Here is an 18,859-nt window from a genome sequence, read left to right on the forward strand (position 1 = left end):
GTGCCGCTGATCCGGGTCAACGGCATCCGCCTGCACTACCGGGACACCGGTAGCGGCGACCCGGTGCTGCTGCTCATGGGCACCGGCGGCAGCGGCTCGGTATGGGACCTGCACCAGGTCCCCGCGCTCGTCGCGGCGGGATACCGGCCGATCGCCGTGGACAACCGCGGCATCCCGCCGTCCGACGAGTGCGCGGACGGCTTCACCGTGCACGACATGGTCGCCGACACCGCGGGCCTCATCGAGGCGCTTGGCCTGGGCTCGTGCCGGATGGTCGGCACGTCGATGGGCGCCTACATCGCCGCCGAACTCGCCCTGGCCCGGCCGGACCTGGTGCGCCAGGCGGCCCTGCTCGCCGCCCGCGGCCGCAGCGACGTGCTGCGGACCGCGCTGGCCGCGGCCGAGCGGGACCTGCGGGAGTCCGGGATCGATCTGCCCGCCCGCTACCGCGCGGCCATGCGGGCGGTGCAGTTCCTGTCCCGGACCACTCTGTCCGACGACACGGCGGCCCGGGACTGGCTGGACCTGTTGGAACTCTCGGCGGGCGAGGGCCCCGGCGTGGCGGCCCAGCAGGGCCTGGAACCCATGCCGGACCGCCTGGCGGCCTACGCGGCGATCCGCGTCCCGGTCCGGGTCGTGTCGTTCTCCGACGACGTGATCGCCCCACCCGGCCTGGGCGCCGAACTGGCCGCCGCCATCCCCGGCGCGGAGTCCACCGTGATCCCGGACTGCGGCCACTACGGCTACCTGGAGGACCCCGAATCGGTCAACAAAGTGCTAATCGACTTCTTCGCGGCGGTGAGTGGTGGACCCTCGGCTTGAGGCAGCACTGCCTCCCCGCGGTGAGCGGCGCACCCGGGCTGGGCCGCCCGGCGGCTCGCGGTCGGCGTCATCGCCTCACGTCGGCTGCCTCGCGGTCCCGGGGTCGGTCCACGAGATCCTGGTCGTCTTGGCGAGCGACGGCCGTGCGGCCGCGGCCAGGGTCGCCAGGGTGAGCAGCACGCAGGCCCAGGCGAACACGTCGCCGACGCGGGCGTAGACCGTGTTGAGGTTGCGCGTGGTCACCTCGGCCCGCACGACCTGCCGGTCGGTGGCGAAGAAGTCCGACGCGGCCACGACCCGGCCCAGCGGGTCGGTCACCTCGGCGATGCCCCGGCTGGCCTGGTGCACCAGGGAGTAGCCGCCCTCGACCGCGCGGAACCGGGCCTTCTCCGCGTGCAGGCGCGCGATCCCCGCCCAGTTGTTCGCGGGCACCAGCAGCAGGCCTGCCCCGCGCGCCCCCGCGTCCCGGGTGAGGCCGGGGAAGTCGGCGTCGAAGCAGATCATCGCGGCGAGCACGCCGACCGGGGTGCGCGCCACCGGCACCGGAGTGTCGGCGGGGGTGTCGGGCTCCAGGCCGGGCACCGGGTGGCCCTTGTCGTAGGTCCAGGCGACACCGCCGCCCGGGGTCACCAGGATCGCCTGGTTGCGCAGGTGCGGCGCCTCGTCGGTGTAGACCGACAGGGCGAGGTTGATGTGCACGCCGTGGCGCCGGGCGATGCCCGCCGCGGCGTCGACGAGCGCCTGCTTGTCCCGGGCCATGGTCTGCCCCGCGCTTTCCGACCAGGTGATGATCCGCGCGCCCGCCCGCGCCTCCCGTTCGGTGCGGTCCAGCATCCGGGCGTTGGCCACGGCGAACGCGTCCCGCATCCGCTGCGGCGGCGCGGTAACGAAGTCCCGCAGTTCGGGCAGGTCCGCCAGGCTCTTGGTCCACGCCTTGACCTCGGCGGTGGTGGGACTGACCCCGGCCACCCGCACGGTCTGCCCGTCGGTCCTGGTCGTCACGAGCCGGATCGTGCCGAACACGCCCGCCGCCGCGAGCGCGCAGAGCGCCAGCGCGACCGCCGCCCTGGCCGCAGGCCGCCGCTCCCACACCAGGACGGCCACCGGAGCCGTCCAGGCCACCAGGAAACTGACCCCGTACGCGCCGAACACCGACGAGATCTGGATGAGCGTGTCGAACTCGTGCTGCGTGGTGCCCAGCGACCCGTAGACCGCCCCGAACGGGCTCAGCGCCGCGATCCCGAACTCGACCGCGACCCGGGCGCAAGGAAACACCAGCGTGCCCAGGACCGGGCGTCTGTCCCTAATGGACTCGGTGAGCCGATCGGCCAGGAACGGCAGTCCCAACGCGACGGACAGCGCCGCGATCCCCGCGAGAGCCACCGGGTTCAGCAGGCTTTCGGCCTGGTAGAGCCAGAAAACACCGGCGACGACCTGAACCCCGGCCATCGCGGCGAAACCGCGCGCGACCCCGCGCCGACGGCAATACCGCACCAGGAAAATCGCCGCCACCCACGCGGCGATCGGGATGTCCCACTTGCCATGCACGGCGAAAAGGGAGAGTAACCCGCCCACGCCAAGCCAAACCCGCGACCGGTCAGTCGCGATCGGACGGATTCCGGGTGTGTCCACATCTTCGGCTGGAGTGCGCATGTCGGCCAACGTAGGACGTCGGCGAGACGATCACCATGAGGCTGACCGCGTGATCCGCGCCGCCACACCCCACCGGTCCTATGCGGATCACCCCTACGCCATCCGAGTGATCATGCTGGTCATCGGAAATCGGCGATCCGGCGCGGGTGTGCCAGAGTCCTGGCCGGGGTAATCCCTGGTGGCGAAGTGCATCCTCATGGCGTGAGGTCGACCAGCCAGATTCGGTTCGGCTGGCTGGCGTCGTTGAGCCTGGGCAGCCCGAGCGTCTCGAAGACCTCGGTCTTGTGCAACATGCTCTGCGCCAAGGCCGGTTTCCACACCCCCTTGGCCGAGATCTGCGCCTCCTTGATCGCCGCTGCGGCGATCCGGAACGCGTCGCGGCCGGTGGACTCCTCGCTTTCCACCGCGCTGGGCGCGAGGCTGGTCATGGTCAGGCGCGCCCACGGGTAGCGCTCGGCGAGCGTGTCGGTCGCCGCTTCGACGATCAGGCCGGGGCCGGACAGGATCGGCAGCGGAGTCGGGCGGCGGACGCAGCTATCGATGTTCTTGGCGCGGTCGAGGAACTTCAGCACCTGGTCGGCGCGGTTGGTGAGCACCGGGATGCGGTTGTCGGCGTTCGCGCACATCGCCGCGATGTCGCGGTCGGCGATGTCGGCGCTGTCGCCCTCCTCGATCTCGATGTCGGTCTCCGGCGAGCCGACGCCCCTGGCGCGCAGCAGGTCGCGCAACTCCCGGCTGAAGTAGTCGTCGCCGGGGTCGTAGACGACCGCGGCCCGCGAGCCGTACCCGCGCTCGGCGAGCCAGGCCGTCATGCGGTCCGCGAACGCGGCGTTGAGCGGGGCGGAGAGGAACATGTTGTCGTTCTCGGCCATCCGGCTGCCGTACATGCTGCTGCCGATCACCGGAATGTCCTTGAGGTGGTCCCGGATGGCCTTGCTGACGATCGGCCTGCTCTGCGAGATGCCGATGACCGCGGCCAGGCCGCCGTTGTCCGACCGCGGCCGTTCGGCGATCTTGGCGGCCACCCAGTCGCCGTCGGCGAACCGGTCGCCGCTGTTGGCCAGGACGAGCTTGATCGGCACCCGGTTGACGTCGCCTGCCGCGTCGTCGTTGTGCTCGCGCTGGGCCTCGACGGCGCCGCGCAACTGCCAGATCGAGTTCGGCGGCGCGGTGCGCTCGGCGGTGTTCGGGCGGGTCAGCGGCGCGAAGAACACGATCTCCCGGTGGTAGCGCTTCTGGTTGTTCTCGTCCCGCAGCAGGTCCACGGCGGCGTTGTTGGCGAACACCGCCTGTTCCAGGTCGGACAGGTTCGGCACACCGGGCGCGGACGGCGGCTGGTCGAAGCTGCAATCCTTCTCGATGATGCCCACCCGCTGTCCCAGCGCGTCCACGCGCGTGCCGGCGCAGCCGCTGACGAGGTGCCGGTAGGTGCCGAACCCACCGCCTGCCGTGATCAGCAGCACGGTGAGGGCGAGCGGCGCCCAGGCCGACAGGCGTCCGGGAATCCTCGGCGTCACCCGGCGGTGCGTGCGCAAGTAGGTCTCGGCGATCGGGTCCACCGGCGGGTCCGGCGGCAGTCGCAGCGCTAATCGGCGCGGCGGGTCCGCCTCCGTCTTGTTCACCAGGGCACGCAAGGCGGGCGCGGCCTTGTCGATGTCGAGGACGGGCGCGGTCGCCGTGGTCGGGGTCGCGTTGTCACTCAGCGCGGCCACGACCAGCAGCGGCATGGTCGACGCGGTCCTGGTCAGCTCGACGTACATGTCGACCAGGTCGGCGGCGGGCTTGGCGTCGGGGGAGTCGGTGGCGTCAAGCAGCAGCACCGGTGTCCACCGCCGCCGCCTGCGGTGCGGCAGGAACCGCCGCCGCCGGGTGAACAGCGCGATGTCGTGCAGCAGCGCGTCGAACAGCACGCGCCTGCGCAGCGCCGTGACGTCCTCCAACCCGCTGTCGGGCAACAGATACACGGCCTGGTCGAGGAAGTCCCCGTGCAGTCCCGTGGCGTTGGTCAGGTGCTCGCCGAACCAGCGGAGTTTGCGGCTGTTGAGTCGTCTGCCGAACCACCAGCGGCTCGGCCCGCTCAACAGGGCAACCAGGACCGTGCCGAGAAATTGGATCGGAAGGTCCTCGGTGCTCATAGTCCTGACCCAGGAGAGCAGCCTGTTCCGCTTCTCCCACCGGGAATAGAGCCAGGCCAGCAGTTGCTGGCGGGTGCCCTCCGCCGTCGTCGTGTCGATGATGCCCGCGGCCTGGATCACGTCCAGGCAGAGGCGGAACTGCTTGGTCCGCCAGCGCCTGCCCGCGCCCGCGGGCACGCTCGACCGCAGTTGCTTGGCGATCTCGTCCAGGAAACCGACGTCCGGCGACGTCGTGGTCTTGGCGATGCCCGCGGTCACTTTTCCGGCGTGCGCGCTGGGTACCAAGGCCCGATTGCCGATATCGAACAACCGGTCGCGGTAGCCCGCGACGAACGCGCGGGCCTCGTCGGGGTCCGCCGAGAGCACGCCGATGACCAGCGGCGGCAGATACGGTCGGGTCTCGGCGATGTGGTCGATCAAGGGGAGAACCGACTGCACACCGCTGATCGGCTTGATCATCGCCACCTCCGGGGGCGCTTGCCGCTGCCGGAAGTCCCGACGGCAAACGGGTTGTTACGACCTATCCCGGTTCAGGCGGCGAACGTGACACCGTTCGTGGTGATGTGTCGGTTTTCGTCCGGTGTCAGGGTGGGGAATCGGCGCGGGTGAAGCGCAGCCGCCACGCGTCCGGGCCGATGTCCTCGGCGTGCGGGCGCCAGTGGTGCTTCTCGGCCAAGGCCAGCAGGTCGGGTTTGGGGATTCCCCGTAGCGCAGCCAGTCCAACTCCAGGCGCGTGCCCTCGGACCGGGCCAGGAGAGCGGTGAGCTCGGCGCGGTGCCGGTCCTGGCGGGCGCGGCGGGAGCCTGCGGTCGGCCAGACCATGGTGGCGACGGCGGTGAGCCCTGCTCCAGGTTCTGGAACCGGGCCCGCACCCGACCGGCGAGCACCCACAGCGCGACCAGCGCGAGCAGCGAACTGCCGATGACAGCACCCACCGCGCTACTCCGCGAGCCGGTCGGCGATGGAGCGCTCGCCGGGGTTGCGGAAGGACACGCTGCGGGCGATGCCGTCGAGGATGGCGACGTACTCGGCCCAGTCGGCGAGCTGTTCGCTGGCCACCGTGAACAGCGCGATGTGCGCGCGGTCCGGGCAGGCGAAGATCACCTGCGCCTGGCGGACCAGGTGCGAGTTCGCCGATCTTGGCCCCCGGGTAGTCGGCGAAGCCCATCTCCGGCAGGGAACCGGGCTGGCGCAGCCCGCCGATGTCGACGGTGAAGTCCATTCGCCAAACCCCCGTGTTCGGCTTCGGCCCGCCCCGGGCCGGTGGTGCCAGCGACAATAGCGGAGCGCCCCGACAGTCCATTTGGGTCTCGGCGCGCGCGGCTCACGCCGCGCTCGAATCGTCGTCGGTGCGCTCGGCGAGCCGCGGGGCGAGCGCGCGCAGCCGGGTGATCAGGTGCGCGAGGTCCTGCCTGCAGTGGTCGTGGCGCAGCCGGGCGTACTGGGTGCGTGCCAGCCAGCGGATGCTGGGCGGCAGCGCGGCCTCGGCCAGCCGGGGCGCGCCGTCGACGAGCACGGGCACCACGTGCGCGCCCGCGCGGCCCGCCTCGGCGATCTCCCGGCGGACCCAGTCGCCGCGCCGGTCGATGAGCCTGCGCCCGTGCTCGTCCAGCGCCATGAGCCACCGCTCGCCGATCACGACCAGCAGGACGTCACAGTTGCGCGCCGCGGTCAGTAGAGCTTTGTCGAAGCGGGTGCCCACGGCCATGGACCGGCCGTCGAGGAACACCCGCTCGGGTCCGAAACCCAGGCACAATGCGGTGTCCAGCAGCGCTGCGGCCAGCAGCTCGTCTGAGGAGCGGTAGTTGATGAAGAAGGAAGTGGAAGGCTTCTCGGTCATGGCCCCAGAGTGGAACAGGACCAATAATGCGCACTAACCTAACCACCGCCGCCGGCCGGGCCGCCCGCGCCGTGCTGCGCGGCAGGCCGCCCGCGCCCGCGCCGGTCCACGTCCTGGCCAACCGCGAGCTGTCCGTGGCGATGCGCCAGCTGCGCATGGCGGTCGGGATCAACCTGGGCGAGACGGTCGCGATCCTCAACGAGACCATCGACGACCTCTACGCCGACGTCCGCGACGCGCCGACCCCCGGCGGGCGGGTCCCGTCGACGCCGCACCGGGTCACCGGGGACTACGTCCGCCGCGTCGAGCGCGGCGACCACGGCCGCTTCGACCTGGGCACCCTCCCCGCGTGGGCGCGGCGCAGCGAGGTCGAGAAGAACCGGCTCAACGCCAGCCGGGTCCCGGCGTGGCTCGTGCGCGCCTACGACGTCGCTTTCGGCGCGGACGGGTTCCTCGTGGACATGCACACCTGGAGCGTCGCGTTGCAGGCCGACCAGCTCCGCGACCTCCCGCGCAGGCTGCGCGACCTGCCCGGCCACGTGCCGCCGGGCGGCGAGTACGAGTTCCTGGTTCGTGACCTCGGCGAACTGGACGAGCAGGCCCGGGACCTGCTGCGCGCGCAGGCCGGGGAGCTGGCGGCGCTGCGGGACCGGCAGCCCGGGGGCGCGTCCTGGCTGCCGTTCGCCAAGGACGCCTCGCTCAACGCGGGCGAGGCGGAGGAGCCGGAGGGGATGCTGGTCGCGCCCGGCAGCCTGGTGACCACCCACTTCGTCCTGCGCAACGCCGGGACGGTCCCGTGGCGCGACCGCCTGCTCTACCGCGTGGGCGACACCGCCACCGGGATAGCCAGCCCGCCCCTGGTGCCGGTCCCCGACACCGAGCCGGGCGCGGACACCGCCGAGATCGGCTACGTCCTGCGCGCGCCCACAACCCCGGGGACTTACCGGGTGTGCGTGAAGATGGGCTGGCCCGACGGCACCTACTGCTTCCCCACGACCCTGCTCGGCCTGGTCACGACCCTGGTCGTGCCGCCAGCGGACATCATCGACCCCTACCGGGAGTGGCCGGACCATGTCGGATGAGCGGGTCGCCGCGCTGCGCGCCCTGCGCGGCGAGCTGTCCCTGGCCGCGTTCCTGGACCGCCTGGTCGAGCACGGGCTGCCCGCGAACAGGGTGAGCAGGCAGCGGCTGAGCAGGCTGGAGAAGGGCGAAACCCAGCTCCCGGTCACGCTGTGGGAGGAGATCGCCGAGGCGCTGACGGCGGCGGGCGCGCCGCTGGAGCGGGTCGCCGTGCTGCGCGGCCCGGTCGCCCGGATCGACCCGGTGCCGCCGTCCACTCCCGAGCTGCGGCGGCGGCAGTGGACCCGGGTGGTCTCCCGGCTCGCCGGGAACAAGTGGTGGCACGCGCCGCTGCTCCTGGTCGCCCGGCACATCGGCGTGCGGCACGCCGCCCACTACCAGCAGCTGTTCGACCGGTACGGCGGCCAGCAGGAGACCATGCTCCAGCAGCTTCAGGCCCGCCTGGCCCTGGGGAACTCCAGCGCCCGCTTCGCCCCGGTCCCCGGCGACGCCGCCGCGATCGACCGAGCCGCGTCCACGGTGTCCGTCCGCGTCGAGCACGGCGAGCTGTTCGTGCTCACCGCCCGGCTGGTCAACACCGGAACCGTGCCCTGGCGCGACCGCGTGCTGCTCCGGCTCGGCGCCCCGAACACCTCCAGCCTGCCGCTGACCCCCACCGTGCTGCCGCTGCCCGACACCGACCCCGGCGGGCACTGCGACGTCCCCGTCCCCGGCCGCGCCCAGTGGTTCACCAACATGGCCGAGGTGACCTACGTGATGGTGTTCGCCGACCTGTCGTCCTGCCTGCCCGGCCGGATCGTGTTCCAGGTCGACACCCGCACCGGCGAGCTGGACCGCAGTTTCGACCTGCCGCCCGGTTTTCCCGCCGCCGACGCGCCGTGACTCAGCGGTTCGCCGTGCCGACGCGCGCCGTGTGCCACTGGCCGCCGCGCACCTCGTACACGGTGAGCGTGGGGTTGGTCGTGTCGCCGTGCTCGTCGAAGCCGAGTGGGCCGGTGGCGCCCGCGCCGGTGTGCGCGCCGATCGCGGTGAGCAGGTGGGGGCGCAGGCCGGGGTCCCAGTCGCCGTCGCCGACCGTGGCCGCGACGCTGGAGATGATCACGTTGGCGGCGTCGTAGGCCATCGGGCCGTAGGCCGAGAACGATTCGCCGAAGCCGCGCGCCTCGTACGCCGCGACGAAATCCGCCGCGGTCTCGATTTCGGCCGCGGGCGCGCCCACCGCGGTGGCCAGGTCGCCGTCGCGGCCGCCCAAGCTGAGGTATTCCTTGGCGAAGATCCCGTCGCCGCCGACGACGGGGACGGCCAGCCCCGCGTCGGCGGCCTGCTTGGCCAGCGGGCCGCCCTGCGGGTACTCGCCGCCGAAGTAGACCGCCTCCGGCGCGGCGGCCTTGATCCGCGGGAGCGCGCCGCCGAAGTCGTTGTCGCGCACGATCTCCCGGGCGACGACGGTCATGCCGTTGGCCGCGGCGCGGCGCTCGAACTCGGCGCCGAGGCGTTCGCCGTAGGCCTTGCCGTCGGTGACGACCGCGACCCGGGTCTTGCCCTCGCCTGCCAGGTGGTCGGCGGCGAACGGGCCCTGCGAGTCGTCGGTCGCGCAGACGCGGAAGTAGTTGTCGTGCAGGCGGTCCGGGCTGTTTTCGGGACCCCGGGTCAGCTCCGGGTAGGTGTTGGCGGGCGAGATCTGGGCGATCGTCTTCGCGGCCAGCACCGGCGCGGTCTCCTGGGCGACCGACGAGTTCAGGGTGCCGACCACGCCGACCACGGTCGCGTCCCCGGCCAGCGCCGTCGCGGCCTGTGCGCCGATCTCCGGCCTGGCTTCGTCGTCGCGGGCGTCGAGGACGAGTTTGTAACCCTGGACGGCGCACCGCTCGTTGGCCTGGTCGACCGCCAGCTGGGCCGAGTTCCTGATCCCCCGCCCGTAGCTGGAGATCGGACCGGTGAGCGGCGCGATGACGCCGACGGTGAGCGTCCCCTTGTCCTGGGAGCAGGATGTCGCCTGCCCGGCCTGGTCGCCGCCGGGCTTGGGGGTCGCGGTGCCGGGGACCGCCAGATTCGGCACGACGACCAGCGCGACCACCAGGATCGCCGCGACCACGACCGAGGCCAGCGGCACGATCCACACCAGCGGCGACCGGCCCGCGGGTCGCGTCATGACGTGCGTCAGCGGCGACCGGGTCGGGGGCGTCCGCGTCGTCGGGGGGTCGGCAGGCTCCGCCGTCAGCGCTCGTTGGGCAGCGGCGGCGAACTCGCCTGCCGACGCCGGGCGGTCGGCGGGGTTCTTCGCCATTCCCCGCGTGATCACCTGCCCGAGCGCGGCGAGCGGGCCGCCGAGCACCGGCGGGTCGAGGTAGCAGTGCGCGTGCATCATGGCCAGCGCGCCCTCGCCGGGGAACGGCTTGCCGCCGGTGAGGCATTCGTGCAGCACGCAGGCCAGCGAGTACACGTCCACGCCGTGGTCGACCTGCCCGGAGGTGAACCGCTCGGGCGCCATGTAGGCGAGCGTGCCGACGGTGTTCCCGGTCGTGGTCAGCCTCGACCGGTCGGACGGGTCGATGGACCGGGCGATGCCGAAGTCGCCGAGGTAGGCGGACTCGGGCGCGTCGGCGGTCGCGGGCGCGACCAGGATGTTGGCGGGCTTGACGTCGCGGTGCAGCAGCCCCTGGGCCTTGGCCGCGTCCAGCGCGGCGGCCACCGCGGTGATGACCGCGACCGCGCGCCGGGGTTCCAGCGGGCCGTTCGCCCGCAGCAGCGCGGCCAGGTCCATGCCCTCGATGAGCCGCATGTCGAGGAAGAGCTGCCCGTCGACCTCGCCGAACCGGTGGATCGGCACCACCTGCGGAGCGGTCAGCCGGGCCGCGGCGCGCGCCTCGCGGCGGAAGCGCTCGCGGAAGTCCGGGTCGGCCGACAGCGCGGCGGGCAGCACCTTGAGCGCGACATGCCGTTCCAGTTCGGTGTCGAACGCCCGGTAGACGATGCCCATGCCGCCGCGACCGAGCTCGCCGTCGAGCCGGTAGGTGCCGAAGGTCGCAGCAGTCATGTGTTCCTTGCCCTGAAGTCCCGGCCCCGACCGCGGACCCACTCTATCGGGTCACGGGCTCGGTCGGCGGTGGGCACTCGCGATCCGGCGGCTGAGCATCCACTCAGGACTGCCGGGCGTCATGCCCCGGGTCGCGCCATGTCCCGGGTCGCGTCATGTCGTAGGTCACAGTGTGCCGCGGCGGCGGGGCGGCTAGGGTCACTGCGACATTGAGGCCCGTGGTGCGGGGAAGCCGGTGCGAGTCCGGCGCGGTCCCGCCACTGTGACCGGAACGTGTCGCCCGCGTGGGCGGCCGGTTCGGGAGTCAGGTTACCGCCCTCGGGTTTTTTCGTGAGGTCCACGAGGATGGAGCTGACACGCCATGGCGCCTGTCCGCACGTATCGCGCTGTCGAAAGCGCCCGCCCACCCGTTCGTTCCTGGCGCAGGCTCCGCGCCGCCGCCGCGACTGTCCTTTTGACACTGTCGGCCTGCGGTTCGCCCGCGGCTCAGGACAATCCGGTCGGCGAGACCGTGCGCAACTGCGGGATCGAGGTGCCCGCCACGCCGCCCGCGCGGATCGTGGCCACGTTCCACAACGCGATCGAGATGGTCTACGCGCTCGGCGCGGACGACCGGCTGGTCGGCGCGAGCTACCTGGACAACCCGATTCTGCCCGAGTTCGCGGGCCGGTTCCGCCCGGACGAGCGCGAACCCGCCTACTACCCGACCGACACGCCCAGCCGGGAGGAGTTCCTCCGGCTCGACCCGGACTTCGTCCTGTCCGGCTTCACCGGGACGTTCACGACCGAGGGCCTGGGCACCCGGGCCGAGTTGACTGACCTGGGCATCGGCTCCTACCTGTTCAGCCAGTACTGCCCAACGGCGGACGGGCAGGGGCAGACTTCCTTGGCCGCCAACGACACCACGCTCGAAAGCGTCTACCGGGACATCACCGACCTCGGGCGAATCCTCGGCAAGCCGGACGAGGCGACGGCGCTGGTGGCCCGGATGCGCGCCACCGTTGCCGAGGCGGCGAACGCGCTCGGCGGGGTCGCCGAACGCCCGCGCGTCGCCATGATCAACCGGCCGGGCAACGGCGACATCCGCGTCTTCGGCGCGGGCGACGTGGCCACCTCGATCATCGAGGCCGCTGGCGGCGACCAGGTCTTCGACGACATCAACGGCAGGATGACCCGTATCGGCGTCGAAGAGCTGATCAAGCGCGCCCCGCAGGTGATCCTCGTGCCCGCCTGCTGCGGCGCCGACGTCGGCCCGGAAGGCGCGAACAAGGTCATCGAGGAACTGCGGAAGGACCCGGCGGTGGCCAATGTGCCCGCCGTGCGCGACAACCGCGTCCACGCGATCACCTTCGCCGAGATCAGCCCCGGCGTCCGCAACGCCGACGCGGTGGCCGCCATCGCCCGAATGCTGCACCCGGAGCGGTTCTGAGGCGGCAGGCGGCGTTCGCCTGCGCGGTGGTCGTGCTGGCCGCGACCTGCCTGGCCTCGGTGCTGATCGGCAACGAAACCATCGCCCTCGGCGACGTGCTGGCCACCTGGCGGCGGCCGGACGGCTCGGACGCCCAGCGGATCGTGGCGTTCCTGCGGGTGCCGCGCACCCTCGTCGGCCTGCTCGCTGGTGCCGCGCTGGGCCTCGCCGGGGCGCTGATGCAGGGCCTGACCCGCAACCCGCTCGCGGGCCCGGAGGTGCTGGCGGTCAACGCGGGCGCCGCGCTCGCGGTCGTGGCCGCCATCGCGGGCCTGGGCTTGACCACCCTGGGCGGATACATCTGGTTCGCGTTCCTCGGCGCGGCCGTGGCCGGAGCCCTGGTCTACTTCCTCGCGGCCGCGGGCCACGGCGGCCCGACTCCGGTCAAGCTCGCCTTGGCGGGCGCCGCGCTCACCGCGACGCTGGCGGGCCTGACGACCGCGGTCACCTTGCTCGACGTCTCGACGTTCACCGTGTACCGGTTCTGGTCGGTCGGCGCGCTGACCTCGGCGGAGATGTCCTCGATCGGCGTCGCCGCCCTGTTCGTGGCGGCGGGCGCGGCCCTCGCCATCGGCTCGACCCGGACACTGAACGGTTTGGCGCTCGGTGAGGACGTCGCCCGCTCACTGGGCCAGCGGATCATCGCGGGCAAACTCGTCGCGGTGGCCGCGGCCGTGCTGCTGGCGGGCAGCGCTGTGGCTTTGGCGGGCCCGATCGCGTTCGTCGGCCTGACTGTGCCGCACATGGCGCGCGCTTTCGGCGGAACGGATTACCGCTGGATTCTGCCGTGGTCGGCGGTGCTGGCGCCGATCGTGCTGCTGGCGGCGGACATCCTGGGCAGGCTGCTCGCCCGGCCGCAGGAGTTGCAGGTCGGCATCGTCACCGCCGTGATCGGGGCACCGGTGTTCATCGCCTTGGTCCGCGGGCGACGGCTGGCCCGGCTGTGAGGGCGGCCGCGGTCACCGCCATGGCTTTCGGTCTGGCAGGCGCCGCCCTGGTCGCGTCGCTGGTGTTCGGCGATTACCCCATTCCGTTGAGCGACGTGGGTTCCGTGCTCACTGGAGGGAGTGGGAGCACGCGCCGGACCGCGCACGTGGTCCTGAACCTGCGGCTGCCCCGCGCGGTGGGAGCGGTCGCGCTGGGGGCGAGCTTCGGTTTGTCCGGCGCGATTTTCCAGCGGCTGGCGGGGAATCCGTTGGTGAGTCCCGATATCGTCGGTGTGGACGCGGGAGCCGCGACCGTCGCCGTGCTGCTGATCGTCGTGTTCGCCGCTGACCCGCCAACGGTGGCTGTCGGTGCTCTGCTTGGCGCGTTGGCCGCCGCCGCGGCTGTGTATGTGCTGGCCTATCGGCGGGGGGTCACTGGTTATCGGTTGGTGCTGGTGGGTATCGGGGTCACGGCGGTGCTGTCGTCGGTCACCGCTTACCTGCTCACGACCGCTGACCTCTACACGGGCCGGGCGGCCACCATGTGGCTGTCGGGCAGCCTGAGTGGCCGGTCGTGGCCGCATATCGTGCCGGTCCTGATCGCCCTGGCTGTGCTGGCGCCACTGGTGTTCCGACTCGCGCATCCGTTGCGCGCGTTGGAGTTGGGTGACGACCTGGCCCGGTCGTTGGGCACCCGGGTGGAGTTCGCGCGCGCCGGTCTGGTGGCGGTCGGGGCGGCTTTGGCCGCGGTCGCCACCGCTGCGGCTGGACCTATCGCGTTTGTGGCTTTGGCGGCTCCGCAGATAGCGGGGCGGCTTGTGCGGGGGCAGGCGTTGGTGGCGTCGGCGGCGTGCGGGGGTGCGTTGCTGGCGGTGGCGGATCTGGCCGCTCGGGTTGTGCTGGCACCGGTCGAGGTGCCGGTGGGGGTGCTCACGGCGGTGTGTGGTGGGCCGTTTTTGGCTTATCTGTTGGTGCGGGCCAATCGGGCCTGACCTGTTGTGGGGGTCTCCAGGTGGGTGCCTGTTTGGGTGGTTCGCCTTGATTTGGGGCCCCTCGAAATGGGCCTGCGCGGGCCAAAAGGCGGGGCGAAGGAACCCCACTCGCGCCACGAGTTTAGGCCCATTTCCCCCAAATCAAGGCGAACCACCCCAACAGGCCGTTGGCCTGGGCCCGTTGCTTTTGGTGCTGGGCTGGGTGAAGTGCCAAGCCGAACCAGCGCCCATCCCATCGAGTCAACCAACACGGGCCAACCGACGCAGAAGTCCAGCTCAACGATCCTTACGGCCGACGCTTGTCCATAAAAGAGTTGTTGGAAAAGTCGTCGTCGTCCCAGTCCCGTTGCGACTTCTGCTGCTGAGCGGCCACTGCCCGTTCCGCCGCCAGGCGGTTCTGCGCCGAGACCGCAGCGGAGAAGTCAGGGTCGTCGCCGACCTTGCCGGAGGCGATGGCCTCCCAACTCAACTGGCCCGCTTCGATCTTCTCCACGACGCGTCGCCATTCCGGGGCCGCTTTCGGGCCCGTGGCGTAAGCCTTGAGGTTGTCGATCTCTTCTTTTGACGGGGGCTGTTCTGCCCGCTTCTTCTCGTCGTGTTCGCGTTGGGCCTTGGCTGCCGCCTGTTGGGCTCGTTCGGCGGCGTCGCCGAGGAGTTGTTCCGCGCGGAGCATGGCCGTGGTTTTGAAGTTCTCAAAGGCAGACGGGTCGACCACCTGTGACTCCTTATCTGTGCGGTCGAACGCCTACTTGGGCGGTGCTTTCGAGTCCATGTCGCTGAGCTGCTTGGTGATCTCGCCGGTCTTCTGGTCGATCGCCTCGCGAGCCGCTTTCATGTCGCTGATGCTCTGGCTGATCTGCTTGCCGGTGTCCACCGCGTCGTGGGTGTTGTTGATGTCCGGGATCTGGCCGACGGCTTCGGTCACCGATTTGAAGGCGTCCCAGTAGGCGTTGGCGGACTGCACCAACGATTCCAGGTTCTCGAAGAGGGTGATGATACTCTGGATTCCCTCAACGATGGCCTCAGCGTCGCTGATGTAGGGGAAGTCCTCGAAACCGCTGATCACCCATTCGGCGATCGACCACAGGGTGCCGAACCCGGGAATGACTTTCGCGGCGAGTTTGACCAGTTTCTCGATGACGGTGTTGAGGAGGTTCGCGCAGGTGTTCGCGATCTGGATCGAGACGTCGGCGAGTTTGTCGAAACCCTTTTTCAGCCAGTCGCAGCAGGTTTTCGCGATATACAGGGCGCCGGTGGCGACGACCTGGACGAAGTTGTTGAACGAGGTCGCCGCGTCACCGGTCCAGTGCTCAGTGGTGAGGGTGGCGGCGTTCTTGCCGAGGTTCCCGGCGATGTCCCAGTACATCTTGCCCGCGTCCTCAAACGCGGTGCCGTTGGCCCTGATCCGGTTGAAGTCACCCGCGATGGGCTTGAACAACAGGTCGTAGAGGCTTTCCGGCTTGCCGATCATCGGACCGATGATGTTCGTCCACACGAAGTCGACGGTGTCCAGGGCCGGGTGCTTGCCCTGCACCTCGTCGGCGAGGCTCTTCTTCTCGGAGGTGATCTCGGCAGGCTGGATCGGGGTGATGTCCTGCCACTCGCCGTAGGAGGCGGGGGAGTACGCGGTGGTCATCGGGGCTCAGCCCCTTGCCGGGGTTTGGTTGAGCAGGGTGGTGTTGTGCTGCTCGACGCCCTGGTACTGGTTGGCGGTCGCCTCCAGGCCCATGGCGATGCTGGCCAGCTTGCCGCTGAACCCCTTGTTCACCTGCTCGGTGATGCCGCGCAGGAGGTCCATCGCCGCCTGCAGCGGAATGAGCAGGCCGTCGAAGCCCTCTTTGTTGCAGCCTTGCTGAGACATCTGCGACTGGACCTGGCTGGTGAACTGGTTCGCGACTCCGCTTGACCAGACACCGAAGTTGTAAATGGACTGCGGATGGATCGTAGGCACGTGTGGCCCCCCAGGGTTGTGTGCTTGTCATCTCGACCGTGTCAGGTCATCGCCCCGACCGGCGGCATACTAGCGGTCCCTTGAGGACTGTCAATGGCCGATGATGATCACTGCCCGCGCCCGCTGCGGTAGGGTGCGGCTGCTGTTGGACCCGGATGAAAGGGGGACGGGGACCACCCGCGGGTCCCCGACGACCGATGACCAACAACCGACTCCGCCGCAACGTCGCGCTCCTCGGTCTGCTTCTCGCCGCCGCCACCGGCGGCTCAGCCTGCGGCAACGCCACCCCGACCCCGCCCGGGGGCTCGACGGCTCCCGCCACCACGACCGCCGCGAGCCAGGGCGGCGGTGACATTCCCATCGCCACCCCGAAGAAGGTTCTCAAGCCCTCCGAGTGCAAGGGTCTGCTCACCGCGGCCGACGTGCAGCCCGCGGTCGGCTTCCCGACGTCGCCGGACGAGAAGTCGAGCAGCGCCTCGCACTGCAGGCTGTCCTTCCAGGAGTCGACGGTTTTCAATGGCGCGGTCGGCGTGACCCTCACCTTGGACGACTCCGAGCCCTCGGACCGGGTCATCGACATCGCCGGGAACCACGCCACCGAACGCGATGAAAACGGCCCCGCCCTCCACGAGTGCAGCGTCCGCGTGCGTGTCGCGCGGGTGCCCAAGGAGCAGCCGGGCGGAACCCTGCTGGTCACCACCCTGTTCTGGTCCGAGGCGGGCCGGGCAAAGGACGTCTGCGCGATCACCCGTGCTTTGGCCAAGACGGCCTTCGACCGAATCCCCAACGCCTGAGCCCTGGCATCGCACCTGTCCCCGCTGTGGCTCGGCACAGCGGGGTTCGTGTTTCGCGGTGGACCGCCCTGGTACGGGTTAGGCTGGTTGTCGACCTGCCGACAAGGAGTGAATGGGGTGCCCGCTCAACAGCCGACCATTCTGGCGACCGCCATGGGCTTCAACCGCGCACGGTCCCCGTGGCAACCATCGCCGGTCTTTCGGTACGCCTTTGAGCTGACCGAGGTCGAAAGACCCCGTTTGTGCTTCATCTCGACCGGAACAGGCGACAAAGAAGCCAGTATCGACGCCTTTTATGCGGCATTCGCTGAAGCTGACGTCCGCACCAGCCACCTTGCTTTGTTTGACAAGCCGAACGTGCCGGATGTCGCCGACCACCTGCGGAATCAAGACGTCATCTGGGTCGATCGGGGCAGTGTCGTCAACCTGCTGGCCGTCTGGCGCGCTCACCGTCTCGACCGGATCTTCCATGAATGCTGGGAGTCGGGCATTGTCTTGGCGGGTGAATCAGCGGGCTCGCTGTGCTGGTTCACCGGCGGCACGACTGACTCGTTCGGCGAGGTCCGCCCGTTCGCGTCCGGGCTGGGTCTTCTCCCTTTCTCGAACGCTGTTCACTATGGCGATCGGCGTGCTTTGTTTCATGAGAGCATCAAGCGTGGCGACTTGCCCGAAGGTTACGCCACCGACGCGGGCGCGGGCTTGCACTTCACCGGTACGACGTTGGCCACGGCACTATCGGACCGCCCGAATGCGAGTGCCTACCATGTCACCCGAAGCTCGGACGGAGAAATTCAAGAGCAAACATTGGACGTTCGGCTGCTCAGTCGCGAGACTTGATCCGGCGCATGACCATCTGGACGTCCTCGCGGCCATGCCAGTTGTTGAGAACGGGTAGGGCGCGTTTTAGCTCGCTGCGCGCGGAGAGCGAGCCAACCCGCCCGATGTCATCCAGGGCGGCCAGCGACCAGTGGGCGGCCTCTTCAGGTTGGCCCGCGTTGGCGTACGCGCGAGCCAGTTTGGCTCGGGTGATGGTGGCCGTTCGTGCGGACGAGGCTGACAGGGAAGCCACACGTGGCGCGAGCACCGGCACCACCCGTTCGCCTCGGCCGAGATAGATGTCGCAGGTGGCCCGAAAGATGGCGAACAAGTCGTCGTCAACAACGCTGCGCTGACCGAGCACGGCATCATCCTCACGCAATGGTTCGGAAAGTAGGCGCATGGCGTCATCGAGCGAACGGTCGCTGGCCGATGCGGCACCGGTGAGCGCATATCCGAAAGCCATTTGTTTGGCGGCCAAACCTCGTATCCGGGGCGACACGTCGGTCAAGCTCATGACTGTCATGGCATTGTCGATCGCGCGAGACCCGTCGCTGGAAAAACTGACCGCCATCATGGATCGGCGGACAAATCCGTAGGCGCTCATGCCGTGCCAGTCGGCTGCCTGTCCCCATTGGCTGGCGCGATCAATCCAATACATCGCGTTCACGGGATCGCCCGCTTCTTCGCTGAGCCAGCTTAGCGTTTCGGCATAACGGGCTTGCATACGGCTATAGCGTGGCCGCTCGCGGGCGCCTGCCCGGTGTCGTAATCCGTCGAGCACGGCCACATTGCCGATCATCCCGTCGATGAGGTGGCCGGGCGGCAGTGTTCGGGCGGCGGTTTGGAATCCGGAGTAGGAGTCCTCACATCGTCGGAGCGTGTCATCTGTCAAGGGGATCGCGTCTAGTGCTTGTTCAAACTGGTCGCGCAACAATCCGCCGGTGATGCCGACGCCAAGCGCGATGAGCAATTCTCGTCGGGAAAGAGGCATTGAAACACCGTCCGCTGGCTGTTCCACGATCACTGTGTCGCTGGAAAGTGGTGTGGCACCGCTAGTCGCCTGACTTGTGCTGTGCAATAGCGCCGCGACCGCACCGCCGGTGCGGTAGACCTCGTCAAGCCTGCTTGCCAGCCAGGGGTGGAGTTGTCGGTTGCCGGACTCCACATAGGACACAAGTGACTCAGCGCAACCCGCATGGCGGGCGACGGCCCCGAGTGTCAAGCCGCGTGACTTGCGCAACTCCCGCAGCACAGCCCCGAGTTCCTTGTTCCCTGGCACTGGCGGTGCTCCTTGACAGTTCTTCACAACTTGCTGTGACCGGTCGACAGCACTCAGTGAAGC

At 70.0% G+C, this 18,859-nt stretch carries 17 protein-coding genes and 1 riboswitch; of the genes, 8 read left to right on the forward strand and 9 right to left on the reverse strand.

Going from position 1 to position 18,859, the window contains the following annotated elements:
* A complete protein-coding gene (locus tag BLS56_RS20555; RefSeq protein ID WP_091453445.1) occupies positions 1–822 on the forward strand; it encodes an alpha/beta fold hydrolase in 822 nt (273 codons plus the stop codon).
* A gap of 75 nt (positions 823–897) precedes the next feature.
* Here BLS56_RS20555 and BLS56_RS20560 read toward each other — a convergent pair whose 3' ends face one another.
* From BLS56_RS20560 to BLS56_RS20570, 4 genes are all read right to left on the reverse strand, one after another.
* Positions 898–2,370, reverse strand: a complete 1,473-nt coding sequence (locus tag BLS56_RS20560; RefSeq protein WP_139190854.1) for a nitrilase-related carbon-nitrogen hydrolase — start codon at positions 2,368–2,370, stop codon at positions 898–900.
* A 299-nt stretch (positions 2,371–2,669) separates the two neighbouring features.
* Positions 2,670–5,069, reverse strand: coding sequence for an ABC transporter substrate-binding protein (locus tag BLS56_RS20565; protein WP_091453450.1), 2,400 nt, complete (start codon positions 5,067–5,069; stop codon positions 2,670–2,672).
* A 480-nt stretch (positions 5,070–5,549) separates the two neighbouring features.
* Positions 5,550–5,714 (reverse strand): hypothetical protein, encoded by a 165-nt coding sequence (locus BLS56_RS31625; RefSeq protein ID WP_175482950.1) that lies wholly within the window; start codon positions 5,712–5,714, stop codon positions 5,550–5,552.
* A 220-nt stretch (positions 5,715–5,934) separates the two neighbouring features.
* Entirely contained in the window at positions 5,935–6,450 is a 516-nt protein-coding gene (locus tag BLS56_RS20570; RefSeq protein WP_139190856.1) for a TIR domain-containing protein, read from the reverse strand.
* A gap of 26 nt (positions 6,451–6,476) precedes the next feature.
* Between BLS56_RS20570 and BLS56_RS20575 the strand changes: the two genes are divergently transcribed.
* Together BLS56_RS20575 and BLS56_RS20580 are read left to right on the forward strand one after the other, a co-directional pair.
* Positions 6,477–7,532 (forward strand): NBR1-Ig-like domain-containing protein, encoded by a 1,056-nt coding sequence (locus BLS56_RS20575; RefSeq protein ID WP_091453455.1) that lies wholly within the window; start codon positions 6,477–6,479, stop codon positions 7,530–7,532.
* On the forward strand, positions 7,522–8,412 hold the full coding sequence (locus BLS56_RS20580; protein WP_091453457.1) for a hypothetical protein: 891 nt from the start codon (positions 7,522–7,524) through the stop codon (positions 8,410–8,412). The genes BLS56_RS20575 and BLS56_RS20580 overlap by 11 nt, the downstream gene beginning before the upstream one ends.
* Before the next feature lies 1 nt (position 8,413).
* Here the strand turns inward: BLS56_RS20580 and BLS56_RS20585 are convergent, their stop codons facing one another.
* Positions 8,414–10,567, reverse strand: coding sequence for a bifunctional serine/threonine-protein kinase/ABC transporter substrate-binding protein (locus BLS56_RS20585; RefSeq protein ID WP_091453459.1), 2,154 nt, complete (start codon positions 10,565–10,567; stop codon positions 8,414–8,416).
* A gap of 202 nt (positions 10,568–10,769) precedes the next feature.
* Positions 10,770–10,902: riboswitch (cobalamin riboswitch) on the forward strand.
* 26 nt (positions 10,903–10,928) lie between these two features.
* On the opposite strand from BLS56_RS20585, the gene BLS56_RS20590 reads away from it, so the two are divergent.
* The 3 genes from BLS56_RS20590 to BLS56_RS20600 are packed head-to-tail and all read left to right on the forward strand — an operon-like array spanning position 10,929 to position 13,953.
* Complete coding sequence (locus BLS56_RS20590; protein WP_091453462.1) at positions 10,929–11,996, forward strand: ABC transporter substrate-binding protein; 1,068 nt, start codon at positions 10,929–10,931, stop codon at positions 11,994–11,996.
* 26 nt (positions 11,997–12,022) lie between these two features.
* Positions 12,023–12,982, forward strand: coding sequence for a FecCD family ABC transporter permease (locus BLS56_RS20595; protein WP_228771801.1), 960 nt, complete (start codon positions 12,023–12,025; stop codon positions 12,980–12,982).
* A 20-nt stretch (positions 12,983–13,002) separates the two neighbouring features.
* Positions 13,003–13,953 (forward strand): FecCD family ABC transporter permease, encoded by a 951-nt coding sequence (locus BLS56_RS20600; RefSeq protein WP_091453715.1) that lies wholly within the window; start codon positions 13,003–13,005, stop codon positions 13,951–13,953.
* A gap of 286 nt (positions 13,954–14,239) precedes the next feature.
* Here BLS56_RS20600 and BLS56_RS20605 read toward each other — a convergent pair whose 3' ends face one another.
* Genes BLS56_RS20605 through BLS56_RS20615 form a run of 3 tightly spaced genes read right to left on the reverse strand, consistent with a single transcriptional unit; the run spans position 14,240 to position 15,814 of the window.
* Positions 14,240–14,668 carry a hypothetical protein gene (locus BLS56_RS20605; protein WP_091453465.1) on the reverse strand — a complete coding sequence of 143 codons (429 nt, stop codon included), beginning with the start codon at positions 14,666–14,668 and terminating at the stop codon, positions 14,240–14,242.
* A gap of 30 nt (positions 14,669–14,698) precedes the next feature.
* Positions 14,699–15,589 carry a hypothetical protein gene (locus BLS56_RS20610; protein WP_091453467.1) on the reverse strand — a complete coding sequence of 297 codons (891 nt, stop codon included), beginning with the start codon at positions 15,587–15,589 and terminating at the stop codon, positions 14,699–14,701.
* A gap of 6 nt (positions 15,590–15,595) precedes the next feature.
* Complete coding sequence (locus tag BLS56_RS20615; RefSeq protein WP_139190858.1) at positions 15,596–15,814, reverse strand: hypothetical protein; 219 nt, start codon at positions 15,812–15,814, stop codon at positions 15,596–15,598.
* A 287-nt stretch (positions 15,815–16,101) separates the two neighbouring features.
* On the opposite strand from BLS56_RS20615, the gene BLS56_RS20620 reads away from it, so the two are divergent.
* Positions 16,102–16,698, forward strand: coding sequence for a hypothetical protein (locus BLS56_RS20620; protein ID WP_091453471.1), 597 nt, complete (start codon positions 16,102–16,104; stop codon positions 16,696–16,698).
* 117 nt (positions 16,699–16,815) lie between these two features.
* Positions 16,816–17,535 (forward strand): Type 1 glutamine amidotransferase-like domain-containing protein, encoded by a 720-nt coding sequence (locus tag BLS56_RS20625; protein WP_091453474.1) that lies wholly within the window; start codon positions 16,816–16,818, stop codon positions 17,533–17,535.
* On the opposite strand, the gene BLS56_RS20630 is transcribed toward BLS56_RS20625, so the two are convergent.
* Positions 17,519–18,796, reverse strand: coding sequence for a helix-turn-helix domain-containing protein (locus tag BLS56_RS20630; RefSeq protein WP_175482951.1), 1,278 nt, complete (start codon positions 18,794–18,796; stop codon positions 17,519–17,521). The genes BLS56_RS20625 and BLS56_RS20630 overlap by 17 nt on opposite strands.
* Positions 18,797–18,859 lie beyond the last annotated feature (63 nt).

This window comes from Actinokineospora iranica, assembly GCF_900101685.1.
In the GTDB taxonomy this organism is placed as follows: Bacteria; Actinomycetota; Actinomycetes; order Mycobacteriales; family Pseudonocardiaceae; genus Actinokineospora; species Actinokineospora iranica.